This is a genomic window from Winogradskyella sp. (genome assembly GCF_965228925.1).
Lineage (GTDB): Bacteria > Bacteroidota > Bacteroidia > Flavobacteriales > Flavobacteriaceae > Winogradskyella.
Map to the genome: position 1 here is coordinate 1,643,241 of NZ_OZ245845.1, position 25,050 is coordinate 1,668,290.

A 25,050-nucleotide genomic window follows, 5' to 3' on the forward strand; every position below is an offset into this window, starting at 1 on the left:
CGCAAGCTCTAGTCCCTATACTTTTTATCCATTAAAGGGGAATTAATCCAGTATTGATTTTTTTCTGGAAAATCGTTTAAAATAGATTCTTTGATTGGTGAGTTTTTGTCCATGATACTTAGACTGTCAGATAGCGGCTTATTTTCATTAACCTTTTGAACAAAGAATTCCCTAAATTGATCTCCTTTGAGCGTTTTTGCTCTGTAGATTTCTCTTCTTGATGTATCTCTTATGTTTTTAAGTTTATAGCTGAGTTCATCAATGTTTTCCGAATTAATATCTATCGGCGATCCGTCGAAATTCTTTACTGTAACTTTCACTACTCTTGGAGTTTCTCTTTCCGCAGAAATGGTTCTTAGATTTTTATCCCCTAATTTAAATTTAAAGTTTTTTGCCTTCAGAGTTCTGTAGTCTAGATAATCTACTGTATTGTTAAACGTGATATAAAAAGCCTGTTCTGCTTTATCAAATTGTACTTTTTCCTCTCTTAGTTCAAAGGCTTCACCAATTACAAATGAATTGTTGAACGTTATATAATTGAGGTACATTTTGTCATTTTGCCTGGCATATTCTAAGCTCACATTATATAAGGCTTTCTTTGAATCTGGTGGATGAACTTTATAATTAAATCTATGAATTGAATAATCTACAAGAGAGATGTATATAGACCCTTGTACATATTCATTGTTAAAGCTACGAGCAGTTTTTAGACCGTAAAGACTTTTATCGTGAGGTTTAGCATTCTTGAATTTTATGACTATTAAGGGTTCATTGTTTAAGAATACGATTTTGCCCTTTCTAAATTGGTGTAGCTCGGGAAAATCTATCTTTAGGTTATACACATAAGAGAATGTGCTAAAATTATAATTGCGTATGGGATTGTGTATGTTTAATATTGTATGTTCATTGCCGCCACGGGGTAAAATTTGAGAATGTTTTATATACTTAGTTATACCGTCATAAGCTTTAGTTAGCGATGGATCTATGGTAAAATCCTCGTTTTGATTAAAACTATAAATTGCAGTAGAAACGGTGTTTTCCGCTAAAGAGTTTGTATATATACCTTGGTCAAAAGTTTCTAAAATAGCTTCATTTAAATTATGAAATTTGTTGTCAAGTAATTGATAGTCCCTGTAATAACCAATATAAGAATGGGGTTGGTGACTAAGATTTTTAGGAATTCGACTAATAGCTCTTAATACGATGTCCTTAGCAGATAGTTTTCTGCTGTTTTTAATCAAATTTTTAGGGATGAAATTAACACCCTTTACTTTGGTTCTTGAGCTGATAAAAACAGGGTCTAAGGCTTCTATTTGGGTCTTTATTTTAATAATATTTATCCCCTTTATGTTCAATTCATTTAGAAGAATTTCTTTGGCTTCATATCCAATAGAGGTGATTAAAATAATAGCATCTCTATAGGCTAAGGGAATTCTAAATTCACCATTGTAGTCTGCGATGATACCCTGATTAGAATCCTTTATTCGAATTGTAGCATAGGATACAGGTTCTGAAGTCTCAATGTCAATGACTTTGGCTAGGATCTGTCCCGAGTTCTGTGAAAAAATAAGTTGAAAGGAAAAAAAATTGAATACGATGCAGACAATAAATATTCTCATAATTTATGGATAGATAACAATATAAAACTATAACGGGGTTATATAAGTTACATATATAGTATTGAAATTTAGTTAAATGTATATTAAACTAATTAGGTATTTCGAAGCGATAGGCTTAATCATTTATTTCCACATGAAAGTGAGCGGAATACTCAAATTATATCTGAGTTATTTTTGTGGGATTTTTAAATAAGTTATTTTCGCTTTTCTAATTTTAAAATGTTCATATGAAAAAACTAACTTACCCTATACTTTTACTAGTTTTAGTATTTGCATGTAGCTCCGATAGCGATTCAGCTAGCCCAAATAATAATGATGATGGTGGTAATGAGATTGAATTACCTGTTATAACCACGCAAAACCCAAGCATCGATTTTTTAGAAATTAGATTTAATGGTACCATTGTTTCTGAAGGTGATGGGATATTTACTAGAGGATTTTGTTGGGCAGAAAATACAAATCCTACTATTGCCGATTCCTTTCAAGACGCTAGTGGAAGTGGTTTGGGGCCTTACTTTACAGATGTAGGTATTTTTGGTGTTTTTGAACCAGGTGAAACTTATAATGTAAGAGCTTATGCGGGTGCAAATGCTAATGGTGAAATGGTATATGGCAATAATGTTAGTTTTACCATGCCCGAAAAGTATGTGGTAAATTTAGATATAGCAAGAAATATTGAAGCGACTAGAGCAGAGATTATGGCAGAAGTTGAAAGTTTAGACCCAGCGACTTCTAGTGTTGTGGAAAAAGGCTTTGTTTACCATACCTCAAGCAATGTAGACATAAATAATGGTATTGTTGTCGATAATTCGAGTACTGATTTAGGCGAATTTCAAGAAGCGTTAGAAAACTTAGCAATTGCTCAAGACTACTATTTAATAGCCTATGCTTACGATGGTATTGAATATTTCTACAGTGACGTCGTACCTTTTAGTACTATGGGTGCAGTTGGCGCTTCTGGGGGCTACGTCTTTTTTGATAAAGGGGAAATGACTGATGGGTGGAGATACTTGGAAGCCGCACCTGAGGACTTAGTTTATAGTGGAAGCACTCAAATAAAGTGGGGGTGTACAGGGACTAATATAGCACTTACTTCAAGGGATCTTGGTACTGGTTTAGAGAATACAAACAGAATCGTACAAGGATGTGCAGCAGCAAATTGTGCAGCAAGATTGTGCGATAATTATGTTGTGAACAATGTTGATGATTGGTTTTTGCCTTCCTTAGATGAGATGATTTATTTAGATAGCAGTTTAAGCTCACTTATTGTTTTGGGCAATAGTATAGATCAGGTACATTGGACAAGCACCCAGTACACTAGTAGTCAGGCACGTAATTATAATTCCTATTTAAGTTTTGCGCCGGGATTCGGAGTGTCCAAATCTAATGATTGTTTTGTGAGGCCAGTAAGACGTTTTTAGTCTCATCTATAGATTTTAAAAAAAACACCTCGACTTGTTACAAGTCGAGGTGTTTTTTTTAATTAATTACATGAACTAATGTTCTTCTTATAATAAGCCAACATCTCATCTGCAGTAGCGCCAAACCAACGTTTTACATAAATGGCCCAAAAGTGATATTGTAATTTCCATATGCCCACTTTTTTATAGAGTCGGGCAGAGGTTCGTATTTTTTTATTAATCACAACAAACTCCCTCCTTTTGTAAAGCTCATTAATTAAGATGTTATCTTCATAGATAATATAGTTTTCATCATAGCCACCAATTTCTTCAAATAGCGCTTTGGTAATAAACTGGCTTTGATCCCCACCTCTACAGGCACGCCAAGAAAATTGGGTAAGCCAGCTGGCCAAGCGCAACCACCAATGTTTACTATTAAACTGCATTCTAAAACAGCCGGCATTATTGCCCTTTTTCACTTCATTAATAATCAGTTCATCAAAGTTCTTTGGGGGAAAGGCATCAGCATGTAAAAAATAAAGAATACTTCCCTGAGCATGTTTAGCGCCAAAGTTCATTTGCCTAGCACGACCTTTTGGCGAATCGAGCAAAACTACTTTTGATTGATTCGCCAATCCTGAACAAGTTTCAGGATCTTTCATCATTTTAGAAACTGATAAACGACTTACCTTACCACTATTTTTGTCTAATATCTTATGGCTAAGAGCATTATTGGCAACTTCGTGATAGTTCTGTTGAGGGTTGTCGACACGCCATTTTTCAACATTTTCAAAATCGCTCAAAGTGACGAATTTTGAAACTATATCTTGTGTGCCATCTCTACTGCCTCCATCAACTACAACGATATTACTAATATTCTGCTGGGTCGAATTTTTTGATAAGTGTTCGAGCAGGTCACCAATCATTTCGGCTTCGTTCAATACAGGAATTACTATACTTATCATGGCTAATCTGGTAGTTTGAGGCGGAGGTTAATTATTTAGGCTCCAATCATAAGTCTTAAAACTCTTTTTGGCGTTGTTTGAAATGCTGACTTCGGTATATTGATTTAGAAAATCAATCAAGCTGCCATTAGTCTTAAAGTCCTTGGCAAACCACTTAAAAATCTTGGATAGCTCTAGATTGTTTTCTGAAATTTCATTTTTTGAAGTGTCAGATAGAAATGCTTTTGTGGCATTCGTCAATTGTACCTCGAGATTGTCAGCCGTAAATGCTTCGTTAAGTAATATGGGGCAGGATTCCGATGCACATACAATAGCAAAATGAATCCTGGGTTCGTTCATTTTACGTAAAATTTTATGTTCAATATCATTGAGGTTTAACCACTTATCCCCAAACTCCCACAGACGTTGATCCCATGGGTCTTTAATGTCCTTAATACTGCTTATCGGGTAATTTCGAAGAATCAAATCAACAGTTAAGGCGTTGTAAGCATTAATCCAGTAGGCTAATTGTTGTTCTTTTGACCACGAGTCATCAGGAGTATTGTGTAATAGGATGTCTATATAAACATCGAATTCAGTTGAGCCTTTAATACCTAGATAATCTACTTTGCCATCATTAGAGACATATGTATTTAGTATGCTATTCCAGCGATTATGAGTTAATGGCATTAAATCTTCAACTTGTTTAGGAGGATCGGGAGGTGGAGGTAAAGTGATTTGTTCTGCCTCTGTTTCGGTTTTTTCAGACAGTGATTGCTGTGTAGGTTCACCAACTTCTGCAGTCTTAACGGTTTTGGTCGTATCATTTGCATTTGCAACCGCTTTGGTTTGCTCGGGTCGACTTTCAATCAACTGTTTTGTACCGCTGCAAGAAACAACTAAAAACACGATTACAATTAAAAAAATGGATTTCATTTCTTAATGGGGTATAATTCCTGACCTAAAAAATCCTTGGGGAAATTTTCGTCACCTTCAAAGCCAAGCTCAATATCCCTGCCATCGTGAGGGATGTAATTGGTTTTAAAAATGTAGTCCCAAAGACTCAATGTTAGTCCGAAATTAACGCCATACCTTACATGCTCTGGTAAATCCTTGGCATGATGCCAGATGTGCATTTTTGGGTTGTTAAACAGGTACTTTAAAACACCGTAATCCCAACCTAAATTGGCGTGATTTAAATGACCAATAGCGATAGCAAAGAAGTAAACAATGGCTACATCTTGCGAGCTGTAATTGGCAATAATGGCCAGAGGAATATATCGAATGGAATTATAAACCACAGGCTCCATCCAATGGTAGCGTAAATGCGCTGCAAACCCCATTTCTTTGACGGAGTGGTGAACCTTGTGGAAATTCCACAAAAAGGGGACACGGTGCAGAAGCCGATGCGTATTCCATTGAACAAAGTCATTGACCAAGAAAAAAATAAGCAAGCCTAGCCATTTGGGTAAATCGGTGGAATCAAATAATTGAAAACTCGATAGAGATAAACCTAAAACGCCCAAAGCGTCATTTAGCAATTCTGCGACCGTATTGGACAGGGCAATTAAGACAATGAGATTCAACACAAAGAAATTGAAAAACATATAGAAGGTATCTAACCAAAAGTCCTTTCTAAACAAGGCTTGTCCTTTTCTCCACGGAAAGGCAATTTCGAGTAACCAAACCGCAATTGAGATGACTATAAGGCCATAGAAATAATTATCCCAGTGGTTAAGATCAATCAATTCGTATTTGAGATAGTTCCAATAACCAGAATAGGAATTCTTTATGATGTCTATATACTTTTCCAAAAGATTAGAACTTTAGTTTCAATAGTTGCTTTCTCATATTACCTTGACCTAAAATATATACAATATTCTCTGATTTAGTGGCTTTTTCAGCCCTAAATATGATTTCTGAATCGGCATTGGAGAATATAATATTCGGTGTAATTCCACCGTGTGGATTTACGGTGATATTGTAAAAATTAGTTTTTTTAGGCCGCCTATCTTGTTTTACAACTAATTTACCTTTTTTCTTATCAATCAAAGCATTAATAAGAATATTGATTTCGTTGTTAGCAAAAAATGTAAAGGTCGATGAGTCTCGTTTATTGGACTTAGACGTGATTTTTTCAGTTCGCCTTAACCTTAAAATAGTGTCCCATTTCAGATTTCCGTCTTTATCAATTTTTCCAACTAAGATATCATCAAAAACTTTATAAATAGAACTAATAGGACTCGTGGTTATAAAATCGGCAAATCCAGAAAATGAATGCGAGGCAATAGGCAAACCGCTAGGTAAAGTGGCTCTCCGCTTTATATAGAATTGCCCTATGATGTATGTTTCTAAATCGTCGTTTATAAAAATATCTTTAATATCTATACCCCTGTTCTCTTTGAAGAATCCTGAAAAGTACGTTTTAGCATTTTCATTTTGAAAACGACTTTGTTCGGAAGACCTTAGCTCAAAAGTATTTAGATTTATGCTGTAGTAGGTAAAGCCTCTATAACCGCCTTTTTCTACATTAGAGTAAATTCCACTTATAATCAAATGATTATTCTTTATTCTAGAATTGATAAGTTCGTAACTATTATCAGGAATTTTTATTTTTAAAGAACGCGTTTTACTTCCATCCGTTTCTATCAATTTGTAATAATTATCTTCCGCAGAATTATTCACTTGAAAAAGCGTGTAGGTTTTATCATTTGCCTGTTGGGTATTTAGAAAGTTGATATTCTCGAATAATTTGGACTCATCAGGAATAACCTTAAAAGTGGTTATGGGTTGTAAAGCTTTTGAAAAGACCTTGACTATGGCATAGATCGTTTTGCCTTCCAAAACTGGGAAACTCAAAGCAATATCGGATGATGCTTCGAGTTGAATAAAATAATCACTTTTTAAAGCTTTGAAGATATATGGATTATCGTCTTTGTTTACTTCATAAAGTACTATTCGTGAGGTTTCCTTTGTTGTTAAATCAACACCATTAAGTACCAAAGACATGATTTTACCCTCTTTTTCCTTTAGGAAAACAAAACACTTACCATTGTAAGTAAAAACCTTTAAGATGTCGGTGCCATCTTTGGTATTAATCTCGAGACGTTCCTGGTAGTTGAGATTTTCATAGAATTCTACGTAATAATTTCTCAAGGAACCGTTAACCATATGAGGCCTTATAGACACGAAATTACCCAATGAATCACTTGCCGAAAGTTCGCCTTTATCGATAAGAAATTGACGGTCCTTAATAACGTCACCTTTACCTATTCCTTGACAAAACCCTGAAAGAGAAATGAAGCATACTATAATAACGACAAATGATAATCTCATAAGTTGCAATATAGTCATTACCTAAGTTATGGCCTAGCAACAACCACCGCCATCGTAGTGCCAAGTAGACTCACTAATAAAGATATCATCTCTACCTAAACTGGCTAGAGCTGCTGCCGTTTTATCGCAAACCGCTAGGGGCTGATTTTTTAATAAAATATGACCTTTTTTGTCATCTACATAATCGTCGTCACCAAAATAAATAGCCGCTTTACCCGTAAAAATACAAGGTCCATCTTCTGGCATTTGGTCTTTTATGGCGGCGACCTCAATAGACTCGATATAGATGAGTTCGTCAGTATTGTAGTGTTTAGGATCTAAAATTCTATAGGGTTTACGCGCTCTAATTTCGATAGTCCCAAAACCGGCGTCGGTCAGCATTTTTACGTATTCGGCTATCGGCAAACTTCCACTTAAACATAAGGCACGTAATCGGTCATCGTTGCGCAATTCATCATTCATGGGTTGCTCACATGTTGGGTCGCTCATTACTAATCTACCATGAGGTTTTAGGACACGGTACATTTCTGCAATAGCTTTCTTTAAATCATCTGCTTTAAAAATATTGAACAAACAATTTTGAGCCGCAACGTCAATGCTATTATCTTCAACAGGAAGATTCATAGCGTCACCTTTTTTCAGTTCCACAAACTCACTTTTAAACCAAGGATTCAATGCTTCGGCTTCCTTGAAGTTTTGGCGTGACGCCTGCAGCATTTCATCAACAACATCAACACCTATAACGCCTCCTTTTTGGCGATTAAAATAGGAAAACTGCAACAATTCCATACCACCACCAACACCAACATATAACATTTTTGGGTTATTGGTTAAGTCCCGCGCATGAACCGTAGAGCCACAACCGTAATTCATTTCCTGCATAATTTTCGGAATCTTTAACCCAGGTAATTCCCAAATGGGGTTAGTAGTACAGCATAGGCCAACATCTGGCGTTAAGGCCGCTTCCTTATATAAATCGTGGGTAGCTTCTAAGTAATTATCCATTGGTTTTTATTTTTAATGGTGGCTGAGGTTCTCGAAGCCACTATAACATATTATAATGTTTTTATTAATTCTTTAAATATGGTAATCATATGTGGTTCTGCCTTAGCAGCCATAGCAATGATTTCTGTAATATCTATAGGCTCTAAATGATCTGGGTCGCATTCATCGGTTAAAACTGACACTGCTGCCGCTTTTAATTTTAAATGATTCGCCACAATAATTTCTGGAACGGTACTCATACCTACAGCATCCGCACCAATAATTTTGAGCATCCTGTACTCAGCTCTAGTTTCTAACTGAGGGCCGACCACACTAGCGTAAACGCCCTTATGAAGTGTGATACCATTAGTTTTGGCAATGGATTCGAATCTGGTATTGATTTCAGGATCGTATGGTGCACTCATGTCCGTAAACCGCTCTCCTAATTGCTCAACACCTTTAAAAGCCAATGGAGAACTACCCTGTAGGTTGATATGGTCATCAATTAACATCAATTCACCCTTTTTGAAATTTAAGTTAATAGCCCCCGCAGCATTAGAAACTAAAAGTGTCTTAATGCCTAATTTTTCCATTATTCTAACGGGAAAAGTCACATCTTGAAGCGTATAGCCTTCATACACATGAAAACGTCCTTGCATCACCACCACTTTTTTACCTTCTAGATTTCCGTAGATGAGTTTACCTTTGTGGAATTCTACGGTTGCGGTAGGAAAATTGGGAATGTGATTGTAACTGGCTTCGGCCAAAATTTCGATTTCGCTAATCAACTGTCCTAATCCAGTGCCAAGTATAATACCAACTTCTGGATTGTCAAACCCCTTATTTATTAGGTACTTCGTGCTTTCTTCAATAAATTTAATCATTAAGCTGCTGTATTTTTTCTTGTAACTTTTGGTTGTTTTTGTAAAAGTCAGAAGCAATTAAATCTTCATAAGTGTCGATGTCATTCAAGGTATCCAAGATGTCAACTTTCTTATGATTTGCATATAATTGCTTGAGGGTGACCTCTAAAAGATGCGATTGGCTCCAAGGTTTATCCAAGAAGATGGAGGGTTCTAGCTTGGATAGTCCAACAAGGTAATAGCCACCATCTTCTGCTGGACCAAAGACAACATCATTTTCATTTAAGGCTTTAATGCCTTTTTCGATATGCGTTTCATTAATATCTGGCAGGTCCGAGCCAATAAGGACAATCTTTTTATAACCTGCTTCAAAACCATCCTTAAAGGCGTTAAGCATGCGTTCCCCCAAATCCTGGCCTTGCTGAACGGCTTTGTATTCGTTTGGCCATTTGGAGTCAATAATCGCATTAGAAAAATAAATACGCTTATCGATGTTTAATTTAGAAGTGGCGAGTTCGGTAATTTTTACCAATTCTGAGTAGACTTCAAAAGCGCCATAATCTCCTATGGTTTTTGCCAGTCTGGTCTTTACGGTACCTAATTTTATATTCTTAACAAATACAATTACAAGGGCTTCAGTCATATATTTTATTGCCTTTTAAAAGCCATGGGCTCCATTCATTAGAAAATGCGTGTACGTCTTCTGTAGGTTCGTTATTAATGTCGTAGACTGCAAAGTCGTTGTTTTTCCATTCAAAAATACCACCAAATAAATTGTAAACGTTGGTATAGCCCTCTTTTTTTAATTGCTCTGCAATATCTTCTGAACGAATACCCAAAGAGCAATACACGACGATCTTTGAAGATTTGTCTGCGATGGTCTCGATGACCTTTGTAATATCAAAGAAATCGTACCCAACATGAATGGCATTCTCTAAATGGCTGGTATTGTATTCTTTCAACTCTCTAGAATCTAAAAGAATGGCCTCAGTATCTTGTTGCGCTAAAGCTTCCACAGTTATATAGGGTATGCTTTCCGTATTGTGTAGTTTTAATAATTCTGAAACAGAATTTTGAGCCTTTACAGTATGAGTAAAGCATAGAAGACCGATGACTATGAGATGTCTCATATGCCTTCGAAATAACCACTGTTTATTTGTTTTGACTATTGACTGCATACTGCTACTGCTTACTTTTTATGCGACCGTTCCTTGGCAACTACTTCCAGCGCCAGCCGTGCAGCCATAGCAATGCTGTGAAATCACAATATTTCTTCCTTCGAGTAAGTCTTCGTTATATTCTGAGATGTGTTTTGCCTTACTATTGACGGGTAATTCTAGCATCTGATTAAAATCACAGTCATATAAATAGCCATCCCAACTTACGGAAAGTGTATTGGTACACATTACATTGGCCACCGCCGCAGGGTTGTAAGCGTCGACCAACTGATACATATAATCTTCGTAGTTTTCTGAAGCGATCAGATAATCCAGAAAACGACTGATGGGTAGATTGGTAATGGCAAATAAATTGTGAAATTGAATCCCAAAATCTTCCATTAACGCTTTCTTAAAATCCTTTTCCATTGAGGCTTGGTCTCCCGGTAAGAATGCTCCTGATGGATTGTATACCAAATCTAATCGCAAATCACTATCTGGCATACCATAACCCACAGTATTTAACTCTTGTAGTGCCTTAATCGACTTGTCAAAAACGCCGTCACCACGCTGTTTGTCTGTTTTTCCTCTTGTCCAATGCGGCATTGAGCTTACGACATGGACATTGTGTTTTTTGAAGAATTCAGGTAAATCGTAATATTTTTTATTGGCCCGAATTATTGTCAAATTAGATCTGACAATAAAGTCTTTAATGCCAGCTTTGGCGGCTTCTTCAACAAACCATCTAAAATCAGGATTCATCTCTGGTGCTCCTCCAGTTAAATCAAGCGTATGAGCTCCAGTATTTTTTATAACCTCCAAGCACTGTTGCATGGTTGCTCTGGTCATTATTTCTTTTCTGTCTGGACCTGCATCGACGTGGCAATGCTCGCAAACTTGATTGCACATATAGCCCACATTGATCTGAAGAATTTCGAGCTTTTTAGCTTTAAGCGGAAATTGATTGGTTTCGGCAATTTTAGTGGCAAATGTTGGGAGTTCACCATTTTGAAAAATGCCGTTAGAGAGTATTTCGAGTTGTCTATTACTATTTGCTAGTTCGCTTTCGCGTTTCTTTAAGGACTTAGTAGCCATTAAATGTTGTTTTAAGGGGTTTAACCATCAAGTTTATTGACCTTATTCATCATTTGCACACCATGCACTAAGGTGGCTCCACTTTTTATAGCAGCGCCTACATGAATGGCTTCCATCATTTCTTCCTTGGTCACGCCACGTTGCAGTCCATCTTTAGTATAGGCATCAATACAATAAGGACACTGTTCTGTGTGTGCCACCGCTAAGGCAATGAGTGATTTTTCGCGAGCCGTTAAGGCACCTTCTTCAAATACTTTTCCATAATAATCAAAGAACTTATTGCCAAGTTCTTCACTCCACTCCGTTATGTTGCCAAACTTTCTTAAATCCGCTGGGTCGTAATAGGTTTTAGACATATATTGTAGTTATAAATTTTACGAAAAATCAATATAGTACTTTTTGTCGAAGTTAATTCTTAAAGATTACAGAAAAATAAAAATTATTAAAACTTCCGATCTGGACTAAAGGGAGCTAAGTCCAGTGATGATTTTTTGTTTGAAATAATCTCTGAAACCACTAAACCCGTAGCGGTTCCCATACTCCAACCCATCATGGCATGACCAGCGGCAATAGTAAGGTTTTTGCATTTGTATGATTTTCCTATGTACGGAAGCCCATCTGGTGATACCGGGCGCAATCCACATGCCGCGTTGTCTTTTTCGTTTTTGGTGAGTTGAATACTTGGATAATAGCGCTTAGCAGCTTTAGCAATCGCTTCAACTCTGATCTTATTGATATGATGATTAATACCTGCAATCTCCATAGTGCCAGCAAATCTTGTAAAACCATGCATAGGGGTCACAGCGGCCTTTGCTTCGGATAAAATGGCTGGAATTGTAATTCCCATTTTTTGTTTACTGTCAATACGATAACCTTTTCCTGCTTGAAGCAATAGTTTTAGCCCTATTTTTTTACTTAAAACAGGACTCCATGAACCGGCAGCAAGGACAATTTCATCAGCATTAAGCCTTTGTTTTTGGGTTTTTATGGCGGTAATGATTTCATTTTTAAGTGTAAGATCTTCAACCTTTTCATTAGCAAAAAAAGTGACGCCTACATGAGTTAAGTAGGCTTTCATTTCGGTCATAAACTCATGCGGCGTAGAGTGGTGATCACATTTAAAGTAGGCTGCTCCGATAGCATTGATGTCAATATTGGGTTCTAAAGCTTTTATCTCGTTAGGAGAAACCGCTCTTGCTTCCAACCCCAGATTTTTGGCCATCTCCACCATTTTTAATTCTTCATCGAGTAATTTTTGGGTCTGGCAGAGCATCAATAAGCCTTTTTTATCGTATTGTGCTGTGAAGTTTTCGGATATTTTTATGTCTTCATAAAGCTGCTGACTCAATAGGGAGATATCCCGTATCACTGGAGCGGAGTTTTTAACATGAGTTATATTGCAAGACTTATTGAAGGCCCAAGCCCATTTTAATAAATCCTTATCTAATCGAGGTTTAATATATAACGGGCTAGAGGGCTTAAACATCCATTTTAAACCTTTTTTCATAACTCCTGGTGCCGATAATGGGATAATATGACTAGGGGATAAATAACCGGCATTGACATAAGATGCTCCAGAATCTAGATTGGATTGGTCAATAATAGTAACCTGGTGACCTTCTTTACGAAGATAATAGGCTGAACATAAGCCGATAATACCACCACCGATTATAATGACGCTTTTTTGCATTTATCTTAACCAAAAAAAATAGATGTTTAGATAGTTAAAGATAGAACACTTTATCATTTTGTATTAAAAAACCCGAACTTATGTTCGGGTTTTAGGTTAATAGCACATTAACTTAGGCCACACATTTGGAAATATTTTCAAACGTATTGGCTTTAACTTTAAATATAGGTTTCAAGAATCTTGCCAATTGATCGAATTCTATTAAAAAAGCATCATGTCCATGAATGGATTTAATTTCATTAATTGTCACATTCTCTTTAACGCCCTTTAATTCCACATAAGTCGTCCAGTTTTCTTCGGGCTTAAAGAATAAATCCGAATTAATAGTCACAATATGTACACAAGCATTGATTTTTGAAGCGACCTCTAAAAAATCACCTCTGCCTTCACAGATATCAATAGTTCTCAATATTTGGTTCATCATTTTATATGCCGACAAACTAAAGCGATTGGTTAAGGTATCTCCATGGTGATTTAACCAAGATTCAATATTGAATAGTGTTGTATCTTTTTTAGTGCGATGAAACTTCTGCGTTAAAGATTCTGGTGTGCGATATAAGGTCATAGCATGCATTCTGGCATCTGCCAAAGGTGCACTCGAATGGTTTAATATCGCATCTTGGATATGGCAATTGGCAATTAACCAATCTGTGGATTTCCAATCTGTGGCGACGGGAATTAAATGTTCGATGAGGTTTGGCTTTAAAGCCGCTAATTCCCAGGCAATACCTCCACCTACAGAACCTCCAATAACTGCAAATAGTTTTGTGATTTTCAACAGATCTAAACCCCGTGCAAATAGTTGGGCAATATCTCTCGCTGTAAAATCTTTGTAGTGCTCTATTAAGTTCTCAATTGCATTATCATAACCATTACCAGGAATATTGAATGCTAAAATGGTATATTCAGTGGTGTCTATACATTTATGTTCTCCAATTAAATCGTTCCACCAGCCGTTATCTCCAATAACATTAGAGTTGCCAGTAAGTGCATGATTCACTAGTACAATCGGTGCTTTTCCAAGCGCCACGCCAAAGGTCTGGTAGGACAACGCTATATCGGTCGTCCTACCACTTTGGGTTTCGTAGTTTAAAATATTTAAATATTGTAGTGCACTCATTTTAAATGGTTATGGAATGTTGTATTCTTTTTCTACAGCAATAGAAATTGGCGTACGGTTCTGAAGATTATCCTTTACAGGGCAACGATCTTCTACGATTTGTAGCCACTTGGTTAAGGTTCCTATATCTGCATCGGTATCTGGGAGGAGATGCAGTTTTATGTTTTTAAATCCCGCACGTTCTTTATCGGATGTTCCTAAGAAACGATCGGGGTTGAGTTCTCCATTAACTTCGATTTTTAGACTATTTAGCGTAAAGCCCAATTCTCTGGCCACAACATGGCCCACAACGTTGACACAACCTGCAAAACCTGCTAGGATATATTCTACGGGATTTGGATAATCATCTGTGCCTCCAAGGTCTTCTGGTTCATCGACCGTCAAAGTAAATTGTCTTGTATTTCCTATAAATTTTGTTTCGGAAGAGCTCTCTCCTGAAACACTGAATTGTAAATGACTCATTGTTTTGATTTTTTAAATTTTAAAATCGTTAGACAGATGCCTTGTATTAAGGCACCTGTTCTAAACTAACAACACAAATAAAGACTAATTCTGAAGCGCTTTTTGCTGTTTTACAACGGCAAAGGCCTCTTTTAAATCAGCTTTTAAATCGTCAATATTTTCAATGCCTACAGAAAGACGAATGAGATCCTTAGTCACTCCTGTACTTTCCTGTGCCTCATCACTTAATTGCTGGTGTGTGGTACTTGCGGGATGTATAATTAGTGACTTGGTATCTCCAATATTTGCCAATAGTGAGAATAACTTGGTGGTATCCGCAATAGTTTTGGCAGCCTCATAGCCGCCATCGACACCAAAAGTGACTATACCGCTTTGGCCATTGGGCAAGTATTTCTCAGCAAGGCTTTTATAGGCGCTAGTTTCTAGGCCTGGATAATTGACCCAATTCACTTCGGGTTGTTCTTGTAGCCATTTGGCCAATTCCAGTGCATTTTCACTGTGCTTCTTAATGCGTAACTCCAAAGTTTCAAGGCCTTGAATGATTTGAAAGGCATTAAATGGGCTTAAAGCTCCTCCATAATCCCTCAGTCCCTCAATTCTTACTTTAGCAATAAATGCTGCAGCCTCTAAAGCTTCACTGTATACTAAGCCGTGATAGCCTGGTGAAGGTTCGGTAAATTCTGGGAATTTTCCGTTGGTCCAATCAAAGGTGCCAGCATCGATAATCACTCCGCCTAATGCGGTTCCATTACCGTTGATGTACTTCGTTAAGGAGTGGATAACGATATTGGCGCCGTATGCTATTGGATTGAGTAAATATGGGGTGGCTACCGTGTTGTCCACAATTAGTGGCACTTTGAACGTTTTAGCTTCTTTAGAAATGGCTTCAATGTCTAAAACATCCAGTTTTGGATTACCGAGTGATTCAATAAAGAATGCTCTGGTGTTTTCTTGGGCGGCTTTGTTAAAATTTTCTGGATTAGAGGGGTCCACAAAGGTTGTGGTAATACCATGTCTCGGCAGCGTGACGCTCAACAAATTGTAGGTGCCTCCATACAAGCTATTGGACGCTACGATATGATCACCTGCTTTTAACAAGGTAAGCAATGAGGTCGCAATTGCTGAGGTGCCAGAGGCTGTAACCACGGCAGCAATTCCTCCTTCTAAAGCTGCCAAACGCTGCTCTAGAATATCATTTGTAGGATTGTTAATTCTGGTATAAATATTACCAGTTTCGGCCAGCGCAAAAAGATTGGCGGCGTGATCGGAGTCATTAAACACATAAGCTGTTGATTGATAAATCGGAACAGCTCTTGTGCCCCCGTTGTTTTGAACATCATGTCCTGCGTGCAACGCTTTCGTTGCAAATTTTTGTGTACTCATTTTTCTAGTTTTTTGAGTTAAAATAAATTAAACCAAAAGTCAAATAAGCCTCTTGTGGGAAGCGTACTTATTAGAAAAATGTTATAAAGAATGTGCTAATTACAGATGAGTAATTAGTCTTTAGTTATCTATCCGAACTTGCAAAAAATGACCTGCGCGTTCAAGTAGAATTTAGCACCTTCTCAGTAACTCTAAGGGTTGCTAAGGCTTCAATGGGTCTATTCCCTCCACCTTTCTTGATAACATTTCAGTAAGTGTTTTGAACTTTCTCTCTACAAATATTGCATCACAAAAATTTAAAATCCAAATTTATTTTTGGTTTTATACTTTTTTTATGAAATCCGAAGAATTTTTGTGTAAAAATTAATAAATCCTAAAATATCTCAGCGAATTAGGTTAAGTTTTGTTTCGATTTAAGTACTTGGCTTTGATGATTTCACTAACAGATGTATTCTCTATTTTACTCTCCAGCCACGAAATAATGTCGAGATAAAGAAACGATCGGCGCTCGTAAGGATGGTCTTCATGAACTTTAAGTCGCTCAGCCAGTTCTTTGAAGGCATTTTTTAAGTCATGGGGATAGATATCTTGTAAGCCGCGGATAAATTTTATCATTTCTTTTTGTACTTCATGCAGATCATTCATCTTGATTAAAAACTTGTAGGTACTACGTAAAAGGGCTTCAAGATGATAATCCAGTCCGGCTTCATAGTGCGCCACAAGATTTAATACTCTTGAGAAGCACAGCAGATCTTCGCGCATGGATAGGGATTTGTTAGAAATAATCTTGTCGAGATATTTTATGCAAGCCTTGTTATTGCCAGAGCCAAACTCTAAACTTGCAAATTTGTAGTAAAATATCATTTTATGGTGAGGATCTATTCGGTCTTGAAACAACTTGAGCTCTTCTTCAATTTTTGGAATAAGTTTTAAGCCGTCTTCAAAACTACCATCAATAAAGTGTTGATTAATACTGTGGAAATTGGTATACAGAAAAACCAAGGTCGAAACGTTTTCGTCTTTAATGAATTTTGGATGGCTGACCGTTGCTTTGAAATCGTCTAATTTTTCAACAAATTTTGATTTATTTCTTAGAAAAAATATAGACTCTAGCAGGTAGTTATTCCCTTTTAGAAAAAATACGGGATTAACATTGATCATCTGTGGGTATTGGTAAAATAAATCTACCCATTTTGATGCATATCTATAAGAATTTAGGAAATCTTGTAACAAAAAGTTATACCAAAGATGTGCTTTGCAGTACCAAAGTTTTTCTCTAAAGCCTAATGTTTTGTTTTTGATATTAGGGAGTCTATCATTAAAATACTTGCTGACGTCCTTTGCCTCATCTTCATTTTTTACATAACCCGTTTTAAGAATAATACTATAGAGTTGAAGAGACAGGTTAGACAGCTTACTAGCGATGACATTTTGCGAACTCAAATCCCTCGCTTGTATGGCCAGTTCATCCGCTCTTGTACTTATACTTCTTGTAATATACTGGGATTCGATTATTTTTTCCAGCTCTACGATTTCAAAAGCCATATTTTTTTCTTCATTCACAATTGCTAGTTCCTTGGCTTTGTCTAATATTTTCAAGCTTTGTTTGTATAAACCTTTATGATATAAAATGGACGCAAAATCGAGTTGTTCTCTAATTTGAGAACGTACATTTTGATGCGAAGGATTGAGTTTAAGGCTTATTAAAATTTGCTTGTATAAATGGGCTTTGACGTTGGCAAGCTGTTGTTTTTTGACAATTCCGCTTTTTAAGATAGTAGCCTCATTATAGACTTTAGCTTTATCAAGAAGATTAAATAAATTCAGGAATTTAGAATCCGCGTTGACACCTAATCTCCCCACATAGAGTTTAAATTGGCGTTTCTCTGATTTAGTCAGGGATTTTACCAGTGAAAATAGGTTATCTTTTTGGCCTTTAGTTGTCAATGAGAAATAGGTTTATATACTTGAAAATCAAATTATTAACTTGTAAATTTGGTTTTGGGCATCGTAAAAACAAAACACTGCTTCAATTTTTGAGAATTTCAAGGTATAAATTCGTAAGACAATACTAATCTATATTTTGATAAATGGCAAATACCAATATTCAAATTTTTGACACGACCCTCCGAGATGGCGAGCAAGTGCCAGGCTGTAAGCTCAATACAGAGCAGAAGGTGGTTATTGCGGAGCAGTTAGATGCGCTTGGGGTTGATGTTATTGAAGCCGGTTTTCCAGTATCTAGCCCAGGTGATTTTAAGTCGGTCGAGGCTATTTCTAAGATTGTTAAGAACGCTACGGTATGTGGATTAACACGCTCTGTAGAAAATGATATTAAAGTGGCGGCCGATGCATTGAAGTATGCGGTTAAACCCAGAATTCATACAGGCATCGGAACTTCGGATTCTCATATCGTTCACAAGTTTAAAACCACACGAGAAGACATTTTAGAACGCGCTTATGCTGCGGTGAAATATGCAAAGTCTTTTGTTGAGGACGTTGAGTTCTATGCTGAAGATGCCGGTAGAACAGATAATGATTATTTGGCACGCGTATGCGAAGTGGCTATTAAAGCCGGTGCCACGGTTTTAAATATCCCAGATACCACAGGCTATTGTTTGCCAAGTGAATATGGGGCTAAAATGAAGTACCTTAAAGAAAATGTAAAGGGAATTGAAAAAGCCATTTTATCCTGCCATTGCCATAATGATCTCGGTTTGGCCACCGCCAATTCCATTGAAGGGGTTATTAATGGGGCGCGACAGATCGAATGTACGATAAATGGCATTGGGGAGCGTGCTGGTAATACAGCTTTAGAAGAAGTGGTCATGGTATTAAAACAACATCCTTATCTCAAATTAGATACCAATATTAATACGTCTATGCTCTACGGTATGAGCCAATTGGTCAGTGATAGTATGGGTATTTATACGCAGCCAAACAAGGCTATTGTTGGTGCTAATGCTTTTGCACATAGTTCAGGGATTCATCAGGATGGGGTCATTAAAAATCGGGAGACTTACGAAATCATAGATCCCAAGGATGTCGGCGTTACGGAATCTGCCATCGTCTTAACCGCAAGAAGTGGTCGTGCTGCTTTGGCCTATAGAGCAAAGAAGGTGGGTTACGATTTAACCAAGTTGCAACTCGATGAAGTTTACGCTAACTTTTTGAACTTTGCAGATAAAAAGAAGGAGATCGATGATAATGATATCCATCAAATCATCGAAACGAGTAAGGTTTATCAACAAATTATTTCAGCTTAGATGGGCAAAAAAACATTATTCGATAAAGTCTGGGATTCGCATGTCGTCAGCAGTATAGAAAATGGCCCTCAGATATTATATATTGATAGGCATTTAATACACGAAGTTACGAGTCCGCAAGCTTTCAATGAATTGGAAAATCGCGGAATTCCTATTTTTAGGCCAGACCAGATTGTGGCGACGGCAGACCATAATACACCGACGCTCAATCAAGATCAGCCGATTAAAGATGCCTTGTCGAGAAAACAATTAGAACAACTTTCAGAAAACTGTAAGAAAAACAATATTACATTATATGAGTTAGGCCATAAATATAATGGAATTGTGCATGTAATGGCTCCAGAACTAGGGATTACACAACCTGGTATTACTATGGTTTGTGGTGACAGTCATACGTCTACCCATGGTGCTTTTGGAGCCATTGCTTTTGGTATTGGGACCAGTCAAGTGGCTCAAGTTTTTGCGAGTCAATGCTTATTGCTCAAAAAACCTAAAAGTCTTAGGGTAAGTGTAAATGGAAAGTTGAAAAAAGGAGTTTTGCCAAAGGATGTCATTCTTTACATTATTTCGAAATTGGGCACTAACGCTGGTACGGGATACTTTTGTGAATATGCCGGATCCGTTTTTGAGGACATGAGTATGGAAGGTCGTATGACCGTATGCAATATGAGCATAGAAATGGGCGCCCGTGGCGGTATGATTGCACCAGACGAAAAAACGTTTGAATATATCAAAGACAGGGAATTTGCACCCAAGGGTGAGGATTTCGAAAAGAAAGTGGCGTATTGGAAAACACTTCCAACGGATGAAGGTGCTGTATTCGATAAAGAATACACTTTTGATGCGGAGGATATAGAACCTATGGTGACCTATGGAACAAATCCAGGTATGGGCATAAAAATAACCGAAGCTATTCCTTTAGAAGATAATCCGTCGTTTCAAAAATCTTTGAATTATATGGATTTTAAGGCTGGCGAACGCTTAATTGATAAGCCGATTAACTATGTCTTTATAGGAAGTTGTACCAATTCTAGGATCGAAGATTTTAGGGTAGCCGCCAATTATATCAAGGGAAAGCAAAAAGCCGACAATGTTACAGCTTGGTTAGTGCCAGGGAGTAAGCAGGTCGAAGCCCAAATCATAAAAGAAGGGCTTAAGGCGATTTTTGACGAAGCTGGTTTTGAATTGCGACAGCCGGGCTGCTCTGCATGTTTGGCCATGAATGACGATAAAATACCACAGGGAGAGTATTGCGTGTCTACGTCAAATAGAAATTTCGAAGGCCGCCAAGGACAAGGGTCGCGAACCATACTTGCCAGTCCATTAGTAGCTGCCGCCACGGCAGTTGAGGGTAAAATAATAGATATCACAAAACATTTAAATTAATGGAAAAGTTTAAAACCTTAAAATCTACAGCGATTCCGTTAAACATAGAGAATGTAGATACGGATCAGATTATACCGGCACGGTTTTTAAAAGCGACGGATAAAAAAGGCTTTGGTGACAATGTGTTTAGAGATTGGCGATTTAATAAGGATGGTTCCGTCAATGAGAGTTTTGTTTTAAATAACCCACAATTCCAAGGGGGTATTCTAGTAGCCGGTAATAACTTTGGGTGTGGATCTAGTAGAGAGCATGCGGCTTGGGCGATAGCAGGTTATGGTTTTAAAGTCGTGGTGTCTAGTTTTTTTGCAGATATCTTCAAAGGTAATGCCCTTAATAATGGGTTGCTTCCAGTACAAGTATCAGAACAGTTTTTAAGTGACCTATTTAACGAAATTGAGTCTAACCCAAAGACCATCGTCGAAGTGAATTTAGAAAATCAAAGCATTGCGGTTGAGGGTAAAGGGCTTTCAGAAACGTTTGAAATAGATGCCTACAAAAAAACCTGTCTCATCAATGGATATGATGATATAGACTATCTAATTAATAATAAAGAATTAATTGAAGCTTTCGAAGCTCAAAAAACATACTAACTAAAAATGAAACTAAATATAGCAGTTCTACCAGGAGATGGTATTGGTCCAGAGGTGACTAACCAAGCCGTAAAAGCTTTAAAAGCTATTGCCTCGGAATTCAACCATAATTTTTCATTCACCACAGCAGATGTTGGTGCCATAGCTATAGATAAGCATAATGCCCCATTACCAGATGCGACCTTGGATATCTGCAAATCTACTGATGCCATTTTGTTTGGCGCTATCGGTCATCCGAAATACGATAACGATCCGTCAGCTAAAGTAAGACCAGAACAGGGTTTGCTTAAACTGAGAAAAGAATTGGGCTTATTCGCCAATATTAGACCGGTTAAAGCCTATCAAACCTTATTGGATAAGTCGCCTTTAAAGAAGCATATTATTGAAGGTACGGACATCAGTATTTATAGAGAGCTCACTGGTGGTATTTATTTCGGGGAAAAACAATTGAGTGATGACGGGAATATAGCGTCCGATCTCTGTACTTATTCTAGAGAAGAGATAGAGCGCATCGCCCATTTAGCCTTTAAGGCCGCCGAGAATAGAAATCATAAAGTCACTTTAGTAGATAAAGCCAATGTTCTTGAGAGTTCAAGATTGTGGAGACGCGTGGTAACAGAAATAGCGCAGCAGTATCCGGACGTTGAGCTGGACTTTTTGTTTGTAGATAATGCTGCGATGCAGATGATACTTAACCCGAAGCAATTCGATGTCATATTAACCGAGAATATGTTTGGAGATATTATTAGTGATGAGGCTAGTGTTATCGGAGGTTCTATAGGATTGTTGGCCTCTGCGTCAGTTGGCGAAAAGCATGCCATGTTCGAGCCTATACATGGATCATATCCACAGGCTACAGGAAAAGGAATAGCCAATCCTATAGCTTCTATATTGTCAGCAGCCATGTTGCTAGAGCATTTTGAATTGTTTAGTGAAGCCGAATTGCTAAGATTGGCTGTAGAGAAATCATTGAAATTGGATATTTCTACACCAGATGTGAATACAAAATACGATAACGTTACGACGAACAGAGTAGGGGAATTTATTGAGGATTTTATCTACAACCCAAACGATAAAAATATTAATTTTACTAATATTCATTTGGGACAATCCACAATTATATAATATTGACAATATAAATGCCGACGCAACCTAAGCTCACAAGATTTAATCAAAATGTACTGGCAAAGTATCAGATATATAACAGTATATTCCTAACATTACCGTTTGATACAATTACAAGAACAGGGACACTTTTACCATTATTTCATGCTACCTGTAAGAGAGGATATGAGAAAAAAGACGATCCTACGACTATCGTTGAAACGTTCTTTAAAAAATATCAGGCCAGAAGGTCGCCAGCGAGTCAAATAGATTTATTATTCAGATTCATTCAATATATAGAGCGACAAGTGGTATTATTTGATGCTGTTGAAGATGCTGCCTTTCCTATCGTCAATAATATGGATGGTATAGGAACGCTAAGGAGTTTAAAGGAATCGGTTAAAAAGGAGAACAAACTAGATTTGCTTAAAACATATTTAGAAGAATTTAAAGTCCGAATTGTTCTTACGGCACATCCAACTCAGTTTTACCCTGGATCCGTCCTAGGAATTATTACAGAGTTGACCGAAGCCATTCGAGAAAATGATTTGTTAAGAATCAATGAACTCATGGCACAGTTGGGTAAGACCCCTTTCTTTAAGCATAAAAAGCCTACGCCTTATGATGAAGCAGTGAGTCTAATATGGTATTTAGAGAATGTTTTTTACAAGTCCTTTGGTACGATCTACGACTATATACAGCAGAATATCTTTGATGGTGAACATGTTGAGAATGATATTGTAAATATCGGATTTTGGCCTGGTGGGGATAGAGATGGAAATCCTTTTGTTACACCTGAGATTACGCTCGATGTTGCCGATAGGTTACATATAACAGTCATTAAAAATTACTATAGAGATACGCGTCGTTTGAGGCGAAAACTAACTTTTGTAGATGTTGAAGAAAAGATCATAGCTTTAGAAAATGAGCTTTGGAAAATCATTACGAATAAAAAGTCAAATCTTACGGTTGAGAATTTCAGTGCTGAAATGACAGCAATTAAAGATTTGTTGGTTAACAAACATCAGTCCCTATATGTTAATGATGTTAATAGTCTTATCAATAAAATTCATCTTTTCGGTTTCCATTTTGCCTATTTAGACATTCGCCAAGACAGTCGAAAGCACGCGCAATTTTTTAATGATATGGTGAAGGCTTTGATTGCGAGTGATAGTTCTATTTTTCCTGATAATTATTTTGATTTATCTGAAAAAGCGCAAATTGATATACTCTCTAAAGTGAGCGGTCAGGTAGATTTGTCTTTAATCAAAGATGAAGAGACTTTAAAAGCCTTAAATACGATAAAAGCCATCAAGACCATCCAGCATAAATATGGTGAAAAAGCTGCCAATCGTTACATCATTAGTAACAATCAGACCACGCTTAATGTGATGCAATTGTTTGCGATGTTAAAACTGGTTGCCTTTCAAGATGAATTAACCGTAGATATCGGCCCACTTTTTGAAACCATAACGGATTTAGAAAATGCTCCCGACGTTATGGAAGCGCTTTACACCAATCCAGATTATGCGGCACATTTAAAATCGCGGGGCAATAAGCAGACCATTATGCTTGGTTTTAGCGATGGTACCAAAGATGGTGGCTATTTAATGGCAAACTGGGCTATTTATAAAGCAAAAGAGAATCTTACCTCGGTGTCAAGAAAGTATGGAATCAAAGTCATTTTCTTTGATGGCCGTGGTGGACCACCAGCCAGAGGCGGTGGAAAAACACATAATTTCTATGCGTCGCTAGGGCCAACAATTGAAGATGAAGAAGTACAATTGACCATACAAGGGCAAACCATTAGCTCTAACTTCGGCACACTAGAATCGTCGCAGTACAATCTCGAACAATTAATAAGTTCTGGTATTCAAAACAGTATTAGTGAAAATGATTTAAAAATGCTTCCTGAGAATAGGGCAGTTATGGATGATTTGTCGGAGCGCAGCTATAAAGCCTATTCAGATTTTAAAGCGCATCCAAAATTCATTTCCTATTTGGAGCATATGAGTACATTGAAATACTATGCTAAGACAAATATAGGAAGTCGACCATCTAAAAGAGGTAAGTCCGAAGGCCTTATTTTTTCAGATTTAAGAGCTATACCTTTTGTGGGCTCTTGGAGCCAGTTGAAACAAAATGTGCCCGGCTTTTTTGGTGTAGGAACAGCGCTGAAACATTATGAGGATACGGGGCAGTTCGAAAAAGTACAAACCTTGTATAAAACCTCTAGTTTCTTTAAAACATTAATTGGAAATAGTATGATGTCCTTGTCAAAATCCTTTTTTGATTTAACGAGGTATATGGCAGAAGATGCTGAGTATGGCGAATTTTGGACACTTATTTATAATGAGTATGAAACCACAAAGCGCTTGATCTTAAAGTTAACAGGATATAACGAATTAATGCAGGAGGAACCTGCTGGTAAGGCGTCTATTGCCGTTAGGGAATCTATAGTATTACCCTTGTTAACTATACAGCAATATGCTTTAAAAAAGATTCAAGATTTAGAAAAATCTGGGGTTAAGGCTGATGATGAGCAAATGAAAGTTTTTGCCAATATGGTAACCAGATCATTATTTGGAAATATTAATGCTAGTCGTAATTCAGCTTAAGTTATTCATAATTTGTAAAATACAAAACCTCTG

22 protein-coding genes and 1 riboswitch are annotated in these 25,050 nt (G+C 37.1%); of the genes, 6 read left to right on the forward strand and 16 right to left on the reverse strand.

What is annotated here, in order from left to right; translation table 11 throughout:
• Positions 1-8 precede the first annotated feature (8 nt).
• Positions 9-1,619: a carboxypeptidase-like regulatory domain-containing protein gene (locus ACO052_RS06770; protein ID WP_422107247.1), complete on the reverse strand. Its 1,611-nt coding sequence runs from the start codon at positions 1,617-1,619 to the stop codon at positions 9-11.
• A 227-nt stretch (positions 1,620-1,846) separates the two neighbouring features.
• Here ACO052_RS06770 and ACO052_RS06775 point away from each other — a divergent pair, with 227 nt between their 5' ends.
• Complete coding sequence (locus ACO052_RS06775) at positions 1,847-3,040, forward strand: hypothetical protein (protein ID WP_422107248.1); 1,194 nt, start codon at positions 1,847-1,849, stop codon at positions 3,038-3,040.
• 62 nt (positions 3,041-3,102) lie between these two features.
• On the opposite strand, the gene ACO052_RS06780 is transcribed toward ACO052_RS06775, so the two are convergent.
• From ACO052_RS06780 to ACO052_RS06850, 15 genes are all read right to left on the reverse strand, one after another.
• Positions 3,103-3,984, reverse strand: coding sequence for a TIGR04283 family arsenosugar biosynthesis glycosyltransferase (locus ACO052_RS06780; protein ID WP_422107249.1), 882 nt, complete (start codon positions 3,982-3,984; stop codon positions 3,103-3,105).
• A gap of 27 nt (positions 3,985-4,011) precedes the next feature.
• Entirely contained in the window at positions 4,012-4,899 is an 888-nt protein-coding gene (locus tag ACO052_RS06785) for a DUF547 domain-containing protein (protein WP_422107250.1), read from the reverse strand.
• Positions 4,896-5,777, reverse strand: a complete 882-nt coding sequence (locus ACO052_RS06790; protein ID WP_422107251.1) for a sterol desaturase family protein — start codon at positions 5,775-5,777, stop codon at positions 4,896-4,898. The genes ACO052_RS06785 and ACO052_RS06790 overlap by 4 nt, the downstream gene beginning before the upstream one ends.
• A 4-nt stretch (positions 5,778-5,781) precedes the next feature.
• A complete protein-coding gene (locus tag ACO052_RS06795; RefSeq protein ID WP_422107252.1) occupies positions 5,782-7,299 on the reverse strand; it encodes a hypothetical protein in 1,518 nt (505 codons plus the stop codon).
• A 33-nt stretch (positions 7,300-7,332) separates the two neighbouring features.
• Positions 7,333-8,304: an arsenosugar biosynthesis arsenite methyltransferase ArsM gene (arsM, locus tag ACO052_RS06800; RefSeq protein WP_422107253.1), complete on the reverse strand. Its 972-nt coding sequence runs from the start codon at positions 8,302-8,304 to the stop codon at positions 7,333-7,335.
• Between the two features lie 50 nt (positions 8,305-8,354).
• Positions 8,355-9,167 (reverse strand): purine-nucleoside phosphorylase, encoded by an 813-nt coding sequence (locus ACO052_RS06805; protein WP_422107254.1) that lies wholly within the window; start codon positions 9,165-9,167, stop codon positions 8,355-8,357.
• Entirely contained in the window at positions 9,160-9,789 is a 630-nt protein-coding gene (locus tag ACO052_RS06810) for a TIGR04282 family arsenosugar biosynthesis glycosyltransferase (protein ID WP_422107255.1), read from the reverse strand. The genes ACO052_RS06805 and ACO052_RS06810 overlap by 8 nt, the downstream gene beginning before the upstream one ends.
• The gene (locus ACO052_RS06815) at positions 9,782-10,276 is read right to left on the reverse strand and encodes a rhodanese-like domain-containing protein (RefSeq protein WP_422107256.1); all 495 of its coding nucleotides are present in this window, start codon (positions 10,274-10,276) and stop codon (positions 9,782-9,784) included. Before ACO052_RS06815 ends, ACO052_RS06810 begins: the two co-directional genes overlap by 8 nt.
• Positions 10,277-10,342: 66 nt before the next feature.
• Complete coding sequence (gene arsS, locus ACO052_RS06820) at positions 10,343-11,398, reverse strand: arsenosugar biosynthesis radical SAM (seleno)protein ArsS (protein WP_422107257.1); 1,056 nt, start codon at positions 11,396-11,398, stop codon at positions 10,343-10,345.
• Between the two features lie 20 nt (positions 11,399-11,418).
• On the reverse strand, positions 11,419-11,754 hold the full coding sequence (locus ACO052_RS06825; protein WP_155088269.1) for an arsenosugar biosynthesis-associated peroxidase-like protein: 336 nt from the start codon (positions 11,752-11,754) through the stop codon (positions 11,419-11,421).
• A gap of 86 nt (positions 11,755-11,840) precedes the next feature.
• A complete protein-coding gene (locus ACO052_RS06830) occupies positions 11,841-13,088 on the reverse strand; it encodes an NAD(P)/FAD-dependent oxidoreductase (protein ID WP_422107258.1) in 1,248 nt (415 codons plus the stop codon).
• A gap of 112 nt (positions 13,089-13,200) precedes the next feature.
• Positions 13,201-14,208 carry an alpha/beta fold hydrolase gene (locus ACO052_RS06835; RefSeq protein ID WP_422107259.1) on the reverse strand — a complete coding sequence of 336 codons (1,008 nt, stop codon included), beginning with the start codon at positions 14,206-14,208 and terminating at the stop codon, positions 13,201-13,203.
• Between the two features lie 9 nt (positions 14,209-14,217).
• Positions 14,218-14,670, reverse strand: a complete 453-nt coding sequence (locus tag ACO052_RS06840; protein ID WP_422107260.1) for an OsmC family protein — start codon at positions 14,668-14,670, stop codon at positions 14,218-14,220.
• 84 nt (positions 14,671-14,754) lie between these two features.
• Complete coding sequence (locus tag ACO052_RS06845) at positions 14,755-16,053, reverse strand: O-acetylhomoserine aminocarboxypropyltransferase/cysteine synthase family protein (protein WP_422107261.1); 1,299 nt, start codon at positions 16,051-16,053, stop codon at positions 14,755-14,757.
• 121 nt (positions 16,054-16,174) lie between these two features.
• Positions 16,175-16,299, reverse strand: a riboswitch (SAM riboswitch).
• A gap of 150 nt (positions 16,300-16,449) precedes the next feature.
• Positions 16,450-18,000: a hypothetical protein gene (locus tag ACO052_RS06850; protein WP_422107262.1), complete on the reverse strand. Its 1,551-nt coding sequence runs from the start codon at positions 17,998-18,000 to the stop codon at positions 16,450-16,452.
• A 143-nt stretch (positions 18,001-18,143) separates the two neighbouring features.
• On the opposite strand from ACO052_RS06850, the gene ACO052_RS06855 reads away from it, so the two are divergent.
• From ACO052_RS06855 to ACO052_RS06875, 5 genes are read left to right on the forward strand one after another with little or no spacing between them, the layout of a single operon-like run.
• Positions 18,144-19,319 carry a 2-isopropylmalate synthase gene (locus tag ACO052_RS06855; RefSeq protein ID WP_422107263.1) on the forward strand — a complete coding sequence of 392 codons (1,176 nt, stop codon included), beginning with the start codon at positions 18,144-18,146 and terminating at the stop codon, positions 19,317-19,319.
• A complete protein-coding gene (gene leuC, locus ACO052_RS06860; RefSeq protein WP_422107264.1) occupies positions 19,320-20,705 on the forward strand; it encodes a 3-isopropylmalate dehydratase large subunit in 1,386 nt (461 codons plus the stop codon).
• Entirely contained in the window at positions 20,705-21,295 is a 591-nt protein-coding gene (gene leuD, locus ACO052_RS06865; RefSeq protein ID WP_422107265.1) for a 3-isopropylmalate dehydratase small subunit, read from the forward strand. The genes leuC and leuD overlap by 1 nt, the downstream gene beginning before the upstream one ends.
• A gap of 6 nt (positions 21,296-21,301) precedes the next feature.
• Entirely contained in the window at positions 21,302-22,420 is a 1,119-nt protein-coding gene (gene leuB, locus ACO052_RS06870; protein WP_422107266.1) for a 3-isopropylmalate dehydrogenase, read from the forward strand.
• A 14-nt stretch (positions 22,421-22,434) separates the two neighbouring features.
• Positions 22,435-25,017 carry a phosphoenolpyruvate carboxylase gene (locus ACO052_RS06875; RefSeq protein ID WP_422107267.1) on the forward strand — a complete coding sequence of 861 codons (2,583 nt, stop codon included), beginning with the start codon at positions 22,435-22,437 and terminating at the stop codon, positions 25,015-25,017.
• Positions 25,018-25,050 lie beyond the last annotated feature (33 nt).